This is a genomic window from Morganella sp. B601, from assembly GCF_051172335.1.
Lineage (GTDB): Bacteria > Pseudomonadota > Gammaproteobacteria > Enterobacterales > Enterobacteriaceae > Morganella > Morganella morganii.
In genome coordinates this window covers 823,192-838,899 of the sequence record NZ_JBPIZE010000001.1, presented here as the reverse complement: position 1 = coordinate 838,899, position 15,708 = coordinate 823,192, and the positions used below count along the sequence as shown (strand labels likewise).

The following is a 15,708-nucleotide window of genomic DNA, read 5'->3' as shown; positions in this document are numbered from 1 at the left end:
ATTAACTCATTATTTTAAATTAGGTGATGCAGAAAACAGTGTTTCCTGGTGTAACAATTGTTCTGTCAGCAGCAGTTCCTGATTCACGCCGGTGATGGTCATCAGCCGGTGGCGGCAGGTCAGCCAGCTTTCCGCCGCATTCAGTAAGTGTGCACTGCTGTAATGCGCTGCCAGTTGTGCAATCAGAGCAGACTGGTCCTGATTCAGACAGGCTGGTGCCATATTCTGCTGATACTTTACCGCATCCATAAACAGGGTGGTCAGCCAGCTGATGCGCTTTTCCGCATCCTGATGATTCAGTTCAGATAGCAGCGACAGAAAATCCCCGCTGCGCACGGACTCTGCCAGCCGGGTAAACAGATTCAGCCGGTTCTGCCAGTCAGCGGTGGTCAGCAGTGACAGTGCCGCCGCCGGGGCATTGTGGCAAAGATTCAGCGCCGTCTGCCGCGACACCGCATCAGACTGCGGATGCCCGCGTTGCAGCCACTGTAAACCGGTCTCCGCTGACGGCGGGGCCAGATGATAAGCAAAACAGCGGCTGCGCAGTGTCGGCAGCAACTGCTCCGTTCCCTGGCTTTGCAACACAAACCAGGTATTCTCTGTCGGCTCTTCCAGAGTTTTCAGTAAGGCGTTGGCGGCTGCTTCGGTCAGCAGTTCTGCCTGCGGAATATGCACCAGTTTGGCACCACTCTGCTGGGCGTGCTCATACAATTTTTCTGTCACGGCTCTCACGGCATCAATCCCGATAGCGGATTTGCCCTTTTCCGGCTGTAACAGATAAAAATCCGGATGGGTGCCTGCCAGCATCAGTTTACAGCTGTGGCACTCCCCGCAGCTTTTGATACCCTGCGGCTGCTGACACATCCGCAGCCGTGTCAGGGCATAGGCCAGCTCATCAGTGCCGGTGCCGGGAATACCGTACAGCAGCAGAGCATGATGACCCTGACCAGACATCCACGCGGTTGCCAGCTGGCGGTAAACAGGATTAAGCCACGGATACCAGTTCATTACACCTCTTTCTGCTGTGCCAGCCAGTTCAGTACCGCAGTGCGGATTGATTGATGAACGTTATCCATTGATTGCGAAGCATCAACGGTCACAATACGCGGATCCGACTCTGCCAGCTCCAGATAACGGGCCCGGGTGCGGCGGAAGAAATCCAGTGATTCCTGTTCGATTCTGTCCAGCTCGCCCCGGCTGCGGGCGCGGGCCAGGCCGGTTTCCGGCGGCAGGTCGAGATACAGAGTGAAGTCAGGATAAAAATCCCCCAGTACGGTATCACGCAGTGACGCCATCAGTTTGCGATCAATACCGCGTCCGCCGCCCTGATAAGCCTGAGAGGAAAGATCATGGCGATCGCCGATCACCCATTGTCCGCGCGCCAGTGCCGGTTTGATAACATTATCCACCAGTTGAATACGCGCGGCATATAACATCAGCACTTCCGCTTTATCAGTAACCGTTTCGCCGTCGATCCCGTCTTTAATCAGGGTACGCAGTTTTTCTGCCAGCGGTGTGCCGCCCGGTTCGCGGGTATAGACCAGGTCAGTGATGCCGTTTTCACGCAGCGTATCAACAATCACCTTACGTGCCGTGGTTTTCCCGGCACCTTCAAGCCCTTCAATTACAATAAATTTGCCTGTCATTGTTTTTTTAATCCGTTACGGTAATCCGCAACCGCCCGGTTGTGATCCCGCAGATTCGTGGTAAATACATGCCCGCCTTTGCCGTCCGCGACAAAGTAAAGGTAACCGGTGGTGTCCGGTTTGGCTGCCGCATCCAGCGAGGCACTGCCCGGCATGGCGATAGGCGTCGGCGGCATGCCGTCAATCTGATACGTATTATACGGCGTTGCCCGTGCCAGGTCGCTGCGGTAAATCGTGCCCTGATAACGTTCACCCATGCCGTAAATTACCGTCGGGTCGGTTTGCAGGCGCATTTTCAGTTTCAGCCGGTTCATAAAGACCGACGCCACCTTTTTACGTTCACCGTCCACGCCGGTTTCTTTTTCAATCAGCGAGGCCATGATCAGCATTTCATACGGATCCGCATACGGTAAGTCGGTGTTACGGGTCTTCCAGGCCGCCGCAAGTTTGGTTTCCATCTGCTGATGTGCCCGCTTCAGGATTTGAGTGTCTTCCGTTCCCGCTGTATAGAGATAGGTATCCGGGTAGAAACGCCCTTCCAGGTGACTGCCGGCCGGCAGTCCGAGTATTTCTGTCAGTTTATCTGCCGGTAAATCCGCGAGGGTCTGTTTCAGATACGGCGCTTCTGACAAAATTTTCTGCCAGTCCGCTAATTTACTGCCCTCAACAAAACGGATACTGAATTGCGCCTCTTTCCCGCTGACAAACAATTGCAGCATGCTTTTGACCGTCATATCCGGCGTCAGGCGGTAAGTACCGGCTTTGATTTTTGCCAGATCCGGCTCCAGTTGCAGCAGCCAGTCATAATTGTGTGATTCCGGGATGATCCCGCTTTCCGCCAGTTTTTTCTCCAGCGCCGCACGGCCGGTACCCGGCGGAATGGTGAAAATGGTCTCTTCAGTGACAGAAATTTTTTGTCCGGAAAATGCGTTCACCTGATGATAAAGCCAGTACGCCACGCCGCCCGCAACAGCAAGCAGCACCAAAAATGTCACAAGGAAAATCCGTGTTTTTTTCATCAGTCATTAACTCTGTTAATTCAGGGTATTGCTGCCGGGCAGTGCGGCAAAAGCCAGGTAAAGAGTGAGCGGGAGGTATAATGCCAGTGATGACGGGCATCCGCGTGGATATCATTGACCGGCATTACCGGCATCAGCGCGTTGCACATAATCACTTCATCCGCTTTTGCCAGCACCTGCGGAAAACGTTCGGTTTCATAACAGCGGTAACGGCTGCCTTTCAGCACATCCATGATATGCGCGCGCATCACACCGGTCACACCGCATTTGTGCAGTGACGGGGTAAACACATCATCGCCGCAGCGCCAGAACAGATTGGCGCTGCATCCTTCGGTCAGAATACCGTCAGTATCACAGACAATGGCTTCATCGGCCTGCTGTTCTGCCGTATAACGGCGGATCAGCACCTGCTCCAGCCGGTTCAGGTGTTTGATACCGGCCAGATACGGATTGACCGACAACGGCACCGGGCTTTTCACCACCGATAACCCGCGCTCCTGCAATGCCGGATAGCTTTCCGGATATGCGGAGCGGATCAGGATCACCAGCGGCGGTACATCAGCACGCAGATAACCGCGCCCCTGCTCACCGGCGGAAATAATCACTTTCAGCACACCATCCGCTGCACCCTCTGCGGCCTGCATTATCCATTGCGTCAGCAATGCATCATCCGGCGGTGTCAGTCCCAGCCCGGCACAACCGCTGTGCAGCCGGTGCAGGTGGCGTGACAGCAGCGACGGTTTGCTGTTCACAATGCGCATCGTGGTAAAACAGCCGTCACCAAACTGCACACTGCGATCAGAAATCGCGATGGTGTGCTGCGGTACACCATTAACCCAGTAATGCGTCTGTTGTGTCATAGCCAACTCATTGTTTTAACGGTTATTATTTAACCGTCATTCAGTATGCAGACAGACCTGTATAATAGTACAGCTGTGATTTTTGTGCAAAACTGCGATAGCGTCACCCGTCAGGTAAAAAAAAAGCGCCGTCAGGCGCTTTTCTCTCAGAAAACAGACTCAGATCTTACGGAAAATCAGGGAACCGTTGGTTCCGCCGAAGCCGAAAGAGTTACAGAGTGCGTATTCCATACCTTCCACTTTGCGGGCTTTGCCCGGTACAAAGTCGAGTTTGCAGACCGCTTCATCCTGATTATCCAGGTTGATGGTCGGCGGTACAATCTGATCACGCAGTGCCAGAATGGTGAAAATGGATTCCACTGCACCGGCCGCCCCCAGCAGGTGACCAGTCATGGATTTGGTGGAACTGACCAGAACGTTTGTTCCTTCACCAAATACCGTTTCAACGGCTTTCGCTTCCGCCACATCACCCGCAGAGGTGGATGTACCGTGCGCATTGATATAGCCGATGCTGTCAGCAGGAATACCTGCATCCTGAATCGCGTTTGCCATGGCCAGTGCGGCACCGTCACCGTTTTCCGGTGGTGATGTCATGTGATAAGCATCGCTGCTCATCCCGAAACCGACCAGTTCCGCATAGATTTTCGCACTGCGGTTTTTCGCGTGTTCGTACTCTTCCAGCACCAGCATACCGGCACCGTCACCGAGCACAAACCCGTCACGATCTTTATCCCACGGACGGCTTGCGCCCTGAGGATTGTCATTATTGGTGGATAAGGCACGCGCAGCACCGAACCCGGCAACACCTAATGGTGTGCTGGCTTTTTCAGTACCACCGGCAACCATCACATCCGCATCACCGTAAGCGATGATCCGGGCAGCATGACCAATGTTATGCACGCCGGATGTACAGGCAGTGGCAATGGAAATGCTTGGTCCGCGCAGGCCGTACATAATACTTAAATGTCCGGCAACCATATTGATGATAGTTGAGGGAACAAAGAACGGGCTCACTTTACGCGGGCCGCCGGCAGCCAGAGAGCTGCAGTTTTCTTCAATCAGTCCGAGACCACCAATACCAGAACCAATCGCAGCTCCGATACGGGTTGCATTGGCTTCTGTTACTTCGATTCCGGAATCCGCAATTGCCTGGATACCGGCTGCAATACCGTATTGAATGAAGAGATCCATCTTCCGGGCATCTTTGCGCGAAATATTAAAATCTTCGTGATTGAAATCTTTTACCATACCTGCGAATTTGGTCGCATGGTTAGAGGTGTCAAAATGATCAATCAGGCTGATACCACTCTGCCCGGCACACACAGCTTTCCAGGATGAATCGACTGTATTACCGACAGGAGATAACATGCCAAGTCCGGTCACGACTACACGACGCTCAGACACGCTTATCCTCCGGGGGGGAAAATAAAAGAAACAAGGCGGTCGGGTGACCGCCTGGACATGAGGGATGCTTACTTGCCTGCGTTCTCAACGTAGTCAATAGCAGCCTGTACAGTTGTGATTTTTTCTGCTTCTTCGTCTGGGATTTCGATGTCGAACTCTTCTTCCAGAGCCATCACCAGCTCAACTGTGTCAAGAGAATCAGCGCCTAAGTCATCAACGAATGAAGCTTCGTTTTTTACTTCTTCCTCTTTAACACCCAGTTGTTCAACGATGATTTTCTTAACACGTTCTTCGATAGCGCTCATACTATTAAATTTCCTATCAAAACTCGCTATATGCGATGGTTTTCGTAGTTTATAAAATACAGGAAAAGATGCAACCCAATCCCGGCTGGTCTAACCATATAAATACTCACTTTTGCGTGTGTTTACACAAAAACGGCAAATGGTTAGCTCAAACATTAAATCATGTACATGCCACCATTGACATGCAATGTCTCGCCTGTGATGTAAGCCGCTTCATCAGAAGCTAAGAAGGCTACAGCACTGGCAATCTCTTCAGCATCACCCAAACGGTTAGCAGGAACCTGAGATAAAATGCCTGCACGCTGGTCGTCTGTCAATGCACGAGTCATATCGGTTTCGATAAAACCCGGGGCAACGACGTTGACGGTGATGCCGCGCGACGCGACTTCACGGGCGAGTGATTTACTGAAACCAATCAGCCCGGCTTTCGCCGCCGCATAGTTAGCCTGTCCGGCGTTCCCCATCGTTCCGACAACAGAACCGATGGTGATGATGCGCCCGCAACGTTTTTTCATCATGGCGCGCATAACCGCTTTGGACAGACGGAATACGGATGAAAGGTTAGTGTCGAGGATATCCTGCCACTCATCGTCTTTCATACGCATCAGTAAGTTGTCACGTGTGATACCTGCATTATTAACCAAAATATCAATTTCGCCAAACTCAGCACGAATATTTTCTAATACATGGTCAATGGATGCGCTGTCGGTCACGTTCAGGGCAAGGCCTTTACCCTTTGCGCCTAAGTATTCACTGATAGCAGCCGCACCGCTTTCGCTGGTTGCAGTACCAATCACTGTTGCACCGCGTGCTGCTAATTTCTCAGCAATTGCACGGCCGATTCCGCGGCTCGCACCGGTGACAAGGGCAATTTTTCCTTCAAAGCTCATCTCAACCTCAGCGATTTTCAAGTGCTGTTTCCAATGATGACATATCATTGACAGCAGATGATGTTAATGTTTTCACAATACGCTTAGTCAGCCCGGTCAGTACTTTGCCCGGCCCTGCTTCCAGCAGATCTTCAATACCCTGCGCGGCCATAAATTCAACAGTTTCTGTCCAGCGCACCGGATTATAAAGCTGACGGACTAATGCATCACGAATTGCATCGGCGGAAGTCTCTATCTTAACATCAACATTGTTCACAACAGAAAAGATTGGTGTATTAAATGTGATATTTTTTAGCGCAACGGCTAATTTATCAGCAGCCGGCTTCATTAATGCACAATGTGACGGCACACTGACCGACAACGGCAGCGCACGTTTCGCCCCGGCTTCCTTACATAATGCCCCGGCACGCTCAACGGCGTCTTTCTCACCGGCGATAACCACCTGGCCCGGCGAGTTAAAGTTAACCGGTGATACGACCTGACCCTGTGCAGCTTCTTCACAGGCTCTGGCGATAGCATCATTGTCCAGACCGATGATGGCATACATTGCCCCGGTACCGGCCGGAACGGCTTCCTGCATCAGGCGGCCGCGTAATTCAACCAGTTTGATAGCTTCTTTAAAATCCATCACACCGGCACACACCAGCGCGGAGTATTCCCCCAGGCTGTGACCGGCCATCATGGCAGGCATGGCGCCGTTTTTTTCCTGCCAGACACGCCAGATGGCCACAGAGGCCGCCAGCAGTGCAGGCTGGGTCTGCCAGGTTTTATTCAGTTCTTCTTCCGGCCCGTTCTGAACGAGTGCCCATAAATCGTAGCCCAGTTCAGCGGATGCTTCGGCAAAGGTTGCCTCAACGACCGGAAAATTTGCCGCGAGGTCCGCCAGCATACCGACTGACTGAGAACCCTGTCCCGGAAATACCATTGCATATGCAGACATGATTTAGCTTCCTGAAAAATTAAAAACGAATTAATGCAGAACCCCAGGCAAAACCGCCACCGAAGGCTTCAATCAGAATCAGCTGACCGCGTTTGATGCGCCCGTCACGAACCGCTTCGTCGAATGCAGTCGGTACAGAGGCCGCAGAGGTGTTGCCGTGACGATCCAGGGTAACCACCACTTTATCCATGCCCATATTTAATTTTTTTGCTGTGGCACTGATAATGCGCAGGTTTGCCTGATGCGGCACCAGCCAGTCGAGTTCTGATTTATCAATATTGTTCGCCACCAGCGCTTCTTCAACGACGTTGGCTAATTCACGGACCGCCACACGGAACACCTCGTTACCTGCCATTGTCAGGTACGCCGGTTTTTCGCTGTCTTTGCGATCTTTATTCGGTAATGTCAGCAGGTCGCCGTAGCGGCCGTCCGCATGTAAATGAGTGGAGAGAATACCCGGCTCTTCTGAGGCTTCAACCACAAAGGCACCTGCGCCGTCACCAAACAGGATAACAGTACCGCGATCTGCCGGATCCAGCGTTTTCGCCAGCACATCCGAGCCAATCACCAGGGCTTTTTTCGCCATCCCGGTTTTAATGAACTGATCCACCACACTGATGGCATAGCTGAAACCGGCACACGCCGCCGCCACATCAAAAGAGATGCAGCTGTCAATGCCCAGCAGTTTCTGGATTTCACAGGCCGCGCTCGGGAAACCGTGCGTGGAAGAGGTGGTGCCCACAACGATCAGATCGATATCACCGGCAGGAATACCCGCCATATCCAGTGCGTTCAGAGCTGCCTGGTGCCCCATCGTAACAACGGTTTCATCATCACCGGCCAGACGGCGCTCACGGATACCCGTACGAGTAACAATCCACTCATCGGTTGTGTCGACCATTTTTTCCAGATCAGCATTTGTGCGGATTTGTGCAGGAAGATAGCTCCCGGTTCCTAAAATTTTTGTATACATATTAGTTAGTTACTCTTGGGTAATACCATAGCGAGACGGGATGCGATTCGTTCAGGCACCTGCTTTTCAACAGTCTGAACCGCCTGCGTTATGGCAGCGTTGAATGCACTTACATTCGCCGCACCGTGACTTTTAATCACAATGCCGCGTAATCCTAACAGAGAAGCACCATTATACTGGTCGGGGTTCAGGTGACTGAAGCGTTTATTCAGCCATTTTGTCACCACTTTCTTCACAAGTTTGTACAGCAGGGATGAGGATTTGCCTTCATTTTGTGATTTAAACATAGAAAGGATCACACGAATCACCCCTTCCATTGTTTTCAGGGTAACGTTACCCGCGAAGCCGTCACAGACCAGCACATCAGTTTTACCGGTCAGCAGTTCGTTGCCTTCGGCATAGCCGATATAATTGATGTCCGGTATCGATTTCAGCACAGTGGCTGCTTCGCGGATATTGTCGAGTCCCTTGGTTTCTTCTTCGCCGATGTTCAGTAATGCCACACGCGGATGCGGGATCCCGGCCACATCTTCTGCCATCACCGCGCCCATAACAGCAAACTGCACCAGCATCTCACTGCTGCACTCCGCATTTGCGCCCAGATCAAGCAGCACCGTTTTGCCTTTCTTCTGATTCGGCACCACGGTCATCAGTGCAGGACGCTCGATGCCTTCAATCGATTTCAGCATCAGTTTCGCCAGCCCCATCAGCGCCCCGGTGTTTCCGGCACTGACGCACGCCTGTGCCTCCCCCTCTTTCACCAGTTCCAGCGCGATACGCATGGATGTGCCTTTACTCTGGCGGATAGCCTGAGAAGGTTTGGCATCACCGGCAATCGTCTCATAGGCAGGGATCACCCGCAGACGACTGAGCAGCTCAGCATTCTGGTTTGCAAGCAGAGGAGAAATGGAATCAGGGTGCCCGACCAGCAACAGGGTGAGCTTTGGATTAGATGCCAGTGCCTGCAGCGAGGCAGGCACTGTGACATGGGGGCCGATATCCCCACCCATGGCATCTAACGCGATGGTTAGATTAGTCAAGATATCAACGTGCTTAAAAAGCAGCAGATTACTTGTTGATTACCTTACGACCACGGTAGTAACCATCAGCGGTCACATGGTGGCGCAGATGAGTTTCACCAGAGGTTTTGTCAACAGAAACCAGAGTTGCTGACAGTGCGTCATGAGAGCGACGCATACCACGTTTGGAACGAGTTGGTTTATTTTGTTGTACGGCCATTGACCTTACTCCTTAAGTACTTTTCTTTAAACTGGCTAATGCGGCAAACGGATTTGGCTTTTCTGCTTCCGGAGGAAGCTCACCAAAGACTTTCACCGCGTCGGACACTTCACAGTGTTCAGAATCATGTACCGGAACCACAGGCAGAGAAAGAATTAATTCATCTTCGATCATTGCCAGTAAATCTGTCTCACCAAAATCATTTACGTCAATTGGCTCATACTCTTCCGGTAATGCCTCAGCCTGTTCATCGCTGACAACCGGGCTGAAACAATACGTTGCGCGGACATGAAGCGGGAAGATATTACCACACCGCTGACACTCAAGTGAAACATCAGTTTCTGCTGTTCCCTTAATGACTGTCAGACGCTGCGGATCGATTTCAAACGTCAAATCAACATCAACATCGCTGTCCACACTGACTACCGATTCGGCTAACCGCGTAACCTGCTCGGGTGCGTAGCACCCCCGGTAATCCAGACGCTTCTGCGCGGCGCGCTTTGCATCAATAGTCAGAGGTAATTTTATCTTTTGCATAAGGCGCGCATCTTATATTCGTAAGACGATATAGTCAAAGAAAATATAGACAGCAAAGAGGGCGGTAACCTGCCTTCCCGCTAAAAATACACTCAATAAGCGGCGCATAGTTTAGAATGAGTTTATTCTTTTTACCACGACTTTCGGAATATTTATGATCTCACTGGTTCTCGCCTCCACCTCCCTGTACCGCAAAGCTTTGCTGGAAAAACTCGGCATCCCGTTTGTATCCGCCGCCCCGGAGACGGATGAAACCCCGCATCCGGCAGAAGACGCGCAGTCACTGGTCATGCGCCTGGCGCGCGAAAAAGCCCGTTCATTAACGCAGCAGTACCCTGACAGCCTGATTATCGGCTCTGATCAGGTCTGTGTGCTGGACGGCGAAATTACCGGCAAACCGCATCATTATGACGCGGCCTTTGCACAACTGCGCAAAGCCTCCGGTCAGTGCATCACCTTTTATACCGGGCTGACCCTGTACAACAGCGCCACCGGGGAAGATCACACGATATGTGAACCTTACTGTGTGCATTTCCGTACACTGGATGATGACGAAATCCGTGCCTATCTGCTGGCGGAAATGCCGTATCAGTGTGCCGGAAGCTTTAAATCCGAAGGTTTAGGAATCGCCTTATTTAAAAAACTGCAGGGAGATGACCCTAATACACTGATAGGTTTACCGCTGATCCGCCTGACAGAATTACTGATTCAGGCCGGATACAACCCACTGCGGATCCCCCGCTGACACACGCCGGGGCATCCGATGATTCTGAGGAACTGACATGAAGCTGAAAATGATCGCTGCCGCAACGCTGCTGTTCAGTGCTGCCGGTCTGGCTGCCCCGTCACTGGCGGATAAAACAACCTTTGTTGCCGACTGTACAAAAGGCGCTGTGACCAACCTGAAAAACCCGGAGAACCGCAGCAAAGTCCCGGCAGTCTGTGAGTGTGTGTATGACAACTCACTGGCGAAATTCGGCAAAGACGGGCTGGAAAAACTGGATGACCGGGTCCGCAAAGGTCAGGCGCTGACCGAACAGGACTCTCAGGCGATCGGAGAGATTGCACAGAGCTGTACCACAAAGATTATCGGTGTACAGCCGCAGTAACCGCAGAATACCTTCTGTATAAGAAAAAACCCGCGTTCTGCGCGGGTTCTTTATTTCTGTTCTCTGCTTATTTTGCCTGTTTCGACCGCAGTACCGTCAGGCAATGGCGCAGTTTTTCATCCAGCGGAGCCTGGAGACGCATTGCCTCACCGGTGGACGGATGGGTAAAGGCGAGTGCCGCCGCATGTAAAAACAGCCGGTTAAGCCCTGTCCCTTTCAGCTGAGCATCAAACTGCACATCACCGTAGCGGTTATCAAACGCGATCGGATGCCCTGCATGCAGTGTGTGCACACGGATCTGATGTGTACGCCCGGTGACCGGGCTGGCTTTAACCAGCGTGGCAGAGTCAAACCGCTCCTCCACTTTAAACCGGGTTTCTGATGGCTTGCCTTCCGGGCTGACTTTCACCACGCGCTCGCCGCTCTGGAGAATATTTTTCAGCAGCGGTGCCTGCACCACTTTTACTGAGGATTGCCACTGGCCGCGCACCAGTGCCAGATAATCTTTCTGCATCTGTTTCAGACGCAGCTGCTCGTGCAGTGCCCGCAGCGCGGAACGTTTTTTGGCGATCAGCAGAATACCGGAGGTATCGCGGTCAAGCCGGTGTACCAGTTCCAGGAAACGCGCCTCCGGACGCAGTGCGCGCATTGCCTCAATCACACCGAAACTCAGACCGCTGCCGCCGTGTACCGCCGTACCCGCCGGTTTATTAATCACCAGAATATGATCATCTTCATACAATACGCACTCTGCGAGTGCAGAAACCTTATCCAGTTTCGCCGACACCGGGGCATCGTTTTTCTCAGCCACACGCACCGGCGGGATACGGATGCTGTCCCCGTCCGCGATTTTGTATTCCGGCTTAATCCGGCCTTTATTGACACGCACTTCCCCTTTACGGATGATGCGGTAAATCATGCTCTTCGGCACCCCTTTGAGGCGCGCGAGCAGGAAATTATCAATACGCTGGCCGGCTTCATCGCCGGACACAACAACAAATTGAACTGTCTGATTATCAGTTTTCATGAAACGGGGGGCTATCCTCTGAATCGTTGCTCCGCAAACCGGTATATTTTTCCGGTGAAACAGGCGGCAAATGTGCATCAATGTTTTACGCGGCTATTTTCCCATTTTTTCCGGAAAAAGACCAAGGATTAACGTCATTAACAAATTTCTGCATAATTTTCACCGAAACATGCAATGTCACCTTGCTATAACCACACCGGCAATGGAATAATGCATGCGCCGATTTTGGCAAAACAGATATTTTATCTTTGTCTGACCGATGACAACGCAGCAATGGCGTAAGACGTTATTTCCGGTCAGATAATCAGCGGGCTGCGGGTTGCAGCTTACCGGGCCGGTATCGCGTATAAACGTGATTTTCAGCCGGCAACGGGGATTCAGACAAGACTGAACCTCACCGACACAATTTGCACCTCTATACGATCGACAGCCGGGAGGCTGACGGTGCGGTAAAAGCCACGAGGTCATCGGTTCCGGTAGCAACGAAATTGCCCGCAGCGCACTAATTAAATGAAAAAAATTGAGTAACTTATAATGAAAAGAATGTTAATCAACGCAACTCAGCAGGAAGAGTTGCGTGTTGCCCTTGTCGACGGGCAGCGCTTGTATGATCTGGATATCGAAAGCCCCGGTCACGAACAAAAAAAAGCAAACATCTATAAAGGGAAAATCACCCGTATTGAACCGAGTTTAGAAGCTGCTTTTGTTGACTATGGCGCAGAGCGTCACGGTTTCCTTCCCGTCAAAGAAATTGCCCGCGAGTATTTCCCTGCTAATTACCACGCTTCCGGCCGCCCGAATATCAAAGATGTCCTGAGAGAAGGTCAGGAAGTCATTGTTCAGGTGGACAAAGAAGAGCGCGGTAATAAAGGCGCGGCACTCACCACTTTTATCAGCCTGGCCGGCAGCTATCTGGTTCTGATGCCGAATAACCCGCGTGCCGGGGGGATCTCCCGCCGTATCGAAGGGGATGACCGCACCGAGCTGAAAGAAGCCCTGTCTGCCCTGGATATCCCGGATGGAATGGGTCTGATTGTCCGCACCGCCGGTGTGGGTAAATCGGCCGATGCCCTGCGCTGGGATCTCGAGTACCGTATCAAGCACTGGGAAGCCATCAAAAAAGTTGCTGAAGGCCGCCCTGCACCATTCCTGATCCATCAGGAAAGTAATGTTATCGTCCGCGCGTTCCGTGATTACCTGCGCCCGGACATCGGTGAAATCCTCATCGATAACCCGAAAATTCTGGAACTGGCACGCAAGCACATCACTGCTATCGGCCGTGCGGATTTTGCCAGCAAAATCAAACTGTATCAGGGCGAAGTGCCGCTGTTCAGTCACTATCAGATTGAGTCGCAGATTGAATCCGCTTTCCAGCGCGAAGTCCGTCTGCCGTCCGGCGGTGCGATTGTTATCGACACCACCGAAGCCCTGACCGCTATTGATATCAACTCCTCCCGCTCAACGCGCGGCGGTGATATCGAAGAAACCGCTTTTAACACCAACCTGGAAGCGGCGGATGAAATCGCCCGCCAGCTGCGTCTGCGTGACCTCGGCGGCCTGATTGTTATCGACTTTATCGATATGACCCCGGTCCGTCATCAGCGCGAAGTGGAAAACCGCATGCGCGAAGCTGTCCGTCAGGATCGCGCCCGTATCCAGATTGGCCGCATTTCCCGCTTTGGTCTGCTGGAGATGTCCCGTCAGCGTCTGAGCCCGTCACTGGGTGAATCAAGCCATCATGTGTGTCCGCGATGCAGTGGCACCGGGACTGTGCGTGATAACGAATCACTGGCGCTCTCCATTCTGCGTCTGATTGAAGAAGAAGCGCTGAAAGAAAATACTCATCAGGTACACGCGATTGTACCGGTACCGGTCGCCTCTTATCTGCTGAACGAAAAACGCCAGGCTGTCAGTGCGATTGAAGCACGCCAGGCCGGTGTCAGCGTGATTATCGTGCCGAACAACCAGATGGAAACCCCGCACTTTCGTGTGGTCCGTGTCCGCAAAGGTGATGAAATCGGTACCCTGAGCTACCGCCTGCCGGAGAAATACGAAGCGGAATCAGCTGCCGGTGAAGAAGAGGAAACTCAGGAACGCCGTGCACCGGAACAACCGGCTATCAATGCCTTTGCTATCACCTCCGATGCACCGGTACCGGCACAGACTGCCGCAACCCGCAAACCGGAAAGCAAACGCGATAACCGTCAGGACAAGCAGGCACCTGCGGCTTCTGAAGGTGGTTTCTTCAGCCGTCTCATCAAAAAACTGTTCGGCTCCGCACCTGCTGTGCCGGAAGAAACTGAACAGAAAGAGAAAAAACAGACTAACGACAACAACCGCCGCGGCGGGAATGATCGTAACAAACAGCGCCGTAACCGCCGTGACCGTAATGATCGCAACGGCGAACGTACCGAGCGGGCTGACCGTCCTGAGCGCAGTGAACGCAGTGATAACGAATCGCGCAACAAACGCGATCGCGATACTGTGAATGAGCCGCGTAAAGGCCGTAATCAGAATACACCGAACGAAGATCTGACACCGGAAGAACTGGCCGCCCGCGAAGCACAGCAGCAGTTACGCCGTGAACAGCGTGCAGAGCGTCAGCGCCGCCGTCAGGACGAAAAACGTGTCCAGCAGGATGCGAAAAAACTGCGCGCCCAGCAGGAAGATCAGGATGTACTGAACAGTGACGGCAATACGGAAGATGATGATGCACCGACACCGGTTCGTCAGCGCCGTACCCGCCGTCAGCTGAACGGTTCTGTCCGTATTACTGATGGTGAAACACAGACTAAACCGGCTGTTGCAGCACCGGTTCCGGTTGTTATCGATAATGCACCAGTGGCAGTTCCTGCGGATACCGACGTACCGGCAGCGGCTGAAAACAATGGTGATGAGGCACACAGTGATAACATCCTGCCGCGCCGCTCCCGCCGTTCACCGCGTCATCTGCGTGTGAGTGGTCAGCGCCGCCGCCGTTACCGTGAAGACCGTCAGCTGACGCAGTCTCCGGTTCCGCTGGAAATGGCTGTGTTCTCCCCTGAACTGGCTTCCGGTAAAGTGTGGATCCAGTATCCGGTTGTGGCACCTGCTGCACAGGCAGAACAGGAAATCGCAGCTGAGACACCGGAAATCACCGAAACAACCGCTGTGATTACCGAAACCGCTGTTGTTGCTCAGGTGATTGCTGAAACTACAGAAACCACCGTTGTGGCAGAACAGTTCTCTCTGACTGTCGCATCTGAGGTTCCTCAGGTCACTGCTCCGGAAGGGACACCGGCTGCGGATACTGTCACTGAATCTGTACCGGCTGAAGAGCCTGTACAGGAAACTGCGGACATTATCGCTGATGAGCCTGTTGTGGCTGACGTGATTGTTGCTGAGCCGGTTGCTGTCACTGAACCTGTTGCTCCGGTTGTTGTTGCAGAACCGGAAGTGATTGCAGAGCCTGAGGCAGTTGTTGTGACTGAACCTGTTACCGCACCGGTTGCGGCTCCGGTTACTGAAACAACTGTCGTTGCTGCCGGCCGTCATGCTTATTCACCGATGACCAAAGCCCCTGCTCCGGCAACCACCGGCGAAGCCTTTGTTATCACCGAATATCAGCGTGAAGCCCGTGAAGCCTATGCGCTGCACGGTGCAGGCGGTCATGCGGCCACCAACCATGCCGCATCAGAGCCGTCAAAAACCCTGCTCTGATAATCCGCACTGAACTGAAAATGGCTCCCCCCCGGGAGCCATTTTTTTATGGAAAAGATA

16 protein-coding genes are annotated in these 15,708 nt (G+C 52.7%); 3 read left to right on the top strand and 13 right to left on the bottom strand.

Going from position 1 to position 15,708, the window contains the following annotated elements:
• Positions 1–9: 9 nt before the first annotated feature.
• The 12 genes from holB to yceD all read right to left on the bottom strand — a co-directional run bounded on the left by holB (position 10) and on the right by yceD (position 9,813).
• Positions 10–1,008, bottom strand: a complete 999-nt coding sequence (gene holB / locus ACSBQN_RS04205) for a DNA polymerase III subunit delta' (RefSeq protein ID WP_214050881.1) — start codon at positions 1,006–1,008, stop codon at positions 10–12.
• Positions 1,008–1,646, bottom strand: a complete 639-nt coding sequence (tmk, locus tag ACSBQN_RS04200) for a dTMP kinase (protein ID WP_214167535.1) — start codon at positions 1,644–1,646, stop codon at positions 1,008–1,010. Before tmk ends, holB begins: the two co-directional genes overlap by 1 nt.
• Positions 1,643–2,665, bottom strand: coding sequence for an endolytic transglycosylase MltG (mltG, locus tag ACSBQN_RS04195; RefSeq protein ID WP_214167540.1), 1,023 nt, complete (start codon positions 2,663–2,665; stop codon positions 1,643–1,645). The genes tmk and mltG overlap by 4 nt, the downstream gene beginning before the upstream one ends.
• Before the next feature lie 20 nt (positions 2,666–2,685).
• Complete coding sequence (pabC, locus tag ACSBQN_RS04190; RefSeq protein ID WP_214167542.1) at positions 2,686–3,525, bottom strand: aminodeoxychorismate lyase; 840 nt, start codon at positions 3,523–3,525, stop codon at positions 2,686–2,688.
• 159 nt (positions 3,526–3,684) lie between these two features.
• Entirely contained in the window at positions 3,685–4,929 is a 1,245-nt protein-coding gene (gene fabF / locus ACSBQN_RS04185) for a beta-ketoacyl-ACP synthase II (RefSeq protein WP_214167544.1), read from the bottom strand.
• Between the two features lie 68 nt (positions 4,930–4,997).
• Positions 4,998–5,234, bottom strand: coding sequence for an acyl carrier protein (gene acpP / locus ACSBQN_RS04180; protein WP_004238075.1), 237 nt, complete (start codon positions 5,232–5,234; stop codon positions 4,998–5,000).
• A 155-nt stretch (positions 5,235–5,389) separates the two neighbouring features.
• Positions 5,390–6,124: a 3-oxoacyl-ACP reductase FabG gene (fabG, locus tag ACSBQN_RS04175; RefSeq protein ID WP_004240650.1), complete on the bottom strand. Its 735-nt coding sequence runs from the start codon at positions 6,122–6,124 to the stop codon at positions 5,390–5,392.
• Positions 6,125–6,131: 7 nt separating this feature from the next.
• Complete coding sequence (gene fabD / locus ACSBQN_RS04170; RefSeq protein WP_004238071.1) at positions 6,132–7,064, bottom strand: ACP S-malonyltransferase; 933 nt, start codon at positions 7,062–7,064, stop codon at positions 6,132–6,134.
• A 19-nt stretch (positions 7,065–7,083) separates the two neighbouring features.
• Positions 7,084–8,037, bottom strand: coding sequence for a beta-ketoacyl-ACP synthase III (locus tag ACSBQN_RS04165; protein ID WP_004238069.1), 954 nt, complete (start codon positions 8,035–8,037; stop codon positions 7,084–7,086).
• Between the two features lie 5 nt (positions 8,038–8,042).
• Complete coding sequence (gene plsX, locus ACSBQN_RS04160) at positions 8,043–9,077, bottom strand: phosphate acyltransferase PlsX (RefSeq protein ID WP_071592728.1); 1,035 nt, start codon at positions 9,075–9,077, stop codon at positions 8,043–8,045.
• A gap of 28 nt (positions 9,078–9,105) precedes the next feature.
• Positions 9,106–9,276 (bottom strand): 50S ribosomal protein L32, encoded by a 171-nt coding sequence (rpmF, locus tag ACSBQN_RS04155; protein ID WP_004240653.1) that lies wholly within the window; start codon positions 9,274–9,276, stop codon positions 9,106–9,108.
• 12 nt (positions 9,277–9,288) lie between these two features.
• Entirely contained in the window at positions 9,289–9,813 is a 525-nt protein-coding gene (yceD, locus tag ACSBQN_RS04150; protein ID WP_004238065.1) for a 23S rRNA accumulation protein YceD, read from the bottom strand.
• Positions 9,814–9,967: 154 nt separating this feature from the next.
• Between yceD and ACSBQN_RS04145 the strand changes: the two genes are divergently transcribed.
• Complete coding sequence (locus tag ACSBQN_RS04145; RefSeq protein WP_024473431.1) at positions 9,968–10,558, top strand: Maf family protein; 591 nt, start codon at positions 9,968–9,970, stop codon at positions 10,556–10,558.
• A 37-nt stretch (positions 10,559–10,595) separates the two neighbouring features.
• A complete protein-coding gene (locus tag ACSBQN_RS04140) occupies positions 10,596–10,922 on the top strand; it encodes a hypothetical protein (RefSeq protein ID WP_024473432.1) in 327 nt (108 codons plus the stop codon).
• 67 nt (positions 10,923–10,989) lie between these two features.
• Here the strand turns inward: ACSBQN_RS04140 and rluC are convergent, their stop codons facing one another.
• Positions 10,990–11,949 (bottom strand): 23S rRNA pseudouridine(955/2504/2580) synthase RluC, encoded by a 960-nt coding sequence (rluC, locus tag ACSBQN_RS04135; protein ID WP_036406012.1) that lies wholly within the window; start codon positions 11,947–11,949, stop codon positions 10,990–10,992.
• 534 nt (positions 11,950–12,483) lie between these two features.
• On the opposite strand from rluC, the gene rne reads away from it, so the two are divergent.
• On the top strand, positions 12,484–15,648 hold the full coding sequence (gene rne / locus ACSBQN_RS04130; protein WP_214176836.1) for a ribonuclease E: 3,165 nt from the start codon (positions 12,484–12,486) through the stop codon (positions 15,646–15,648).
• The last annotated feature ends 60 nt before the right edge of the window (positions 15,649–15,708 follow it).

Bases quoted from the DNA above. Each gene is read 5' to 3' on its own strand.
- tmk (WP_214167535.1), bottom strand. From the start codon at position 1,646: ATGACAGGCAAATTTATTGTAATTGAAGGGCTTGAAGGTGCCGGGAAA.
- ACSBQN_RS04145 (WP_024473431.1), top strand. From the start codon at position 9,968: ATGATCTCACTGGTTCTCGCCTCCACCTCCCTGTACCGCAAAGCTTTG.
- holB (WP_214050881.1), bottom strand. From the start codon at position 1,008: ATGAACTGGTATCCGTGGCTTAATCCTGTTTACCGCCAGCTGGCAACC.
- fabD (WP_004238071.1), bottom strand. From the start codon at position 7,064: ATGTCTGCATATGCAATGGTATTTCCGGGACAGGGTTCTCAGTCAGTC.
- ACSBQN_RS04140 (WP_024473432.1), top strand. From the start codon at position 10,596: ATGAAGCTGAAAATGATCGCTGCCGCAACGCTGCTGTTCAGTGCTGCC.
- pabC (WP_214167542.1), bottom strand. From the start codon at position 3,525: ATGACACAACAGACGCATTACTGGGTTAATGGTGTACCGCAGCACACC.
- mltG (WP_214167540.1), bottom strand. From the start codon at position 2,665: ATGAAAAAAACACGGATTTTCCTTGTGACATTTTTGGTGCTGCTTGCT.
- rpmF (WP_004240653.1), bottom strand. From the start codon at position 9,276: ATGGCCGTACAACAAAATAAACCAACTCGTTCCAAACGTGGTATGCGT.
- rne (WP_214176836.1), top strand. From the start codon at position 12,484: ATGAAAAGAATGTTAATCAACGCAACTCAGCAGGAAGAGTTGCGTGTT.
- yceD (WP_004238065.1), bottom strand. From the start codon at position 9,813: ATGCAAAAGATAAAATTACCTCTGACTATTGATGCAAAGCGCGCCGCG.
- acpP (WP_004238075.1), bottom strand. From the start codon at position 5,234: ATGAGCGCTATCGAAGAACGTGTTAAGAAAATCATCGTTGAACAACTG.
- ACSBQN_RS04165 (WP_004238069.1), bottom strand. From the start codon at position 8,037: ATGTATACAAAAATTTTAGGAACCGGGAGCTATCTTCCTGCACAAATC.
- rluC (WP_036406012.1), bottom strand. From the start codon at position 11,949: ATGAAAACTGATAATCAGACAGTTCAATTTGTTGTTGTGTCCGGCGAT.
- fabG (WP_004240650.1), bottom strand. From the start codon at position 6,124: ATGAGCTTTGAAGGAAAAATTGCCCTTGTCACCGGTGCGAGCCGCGGA.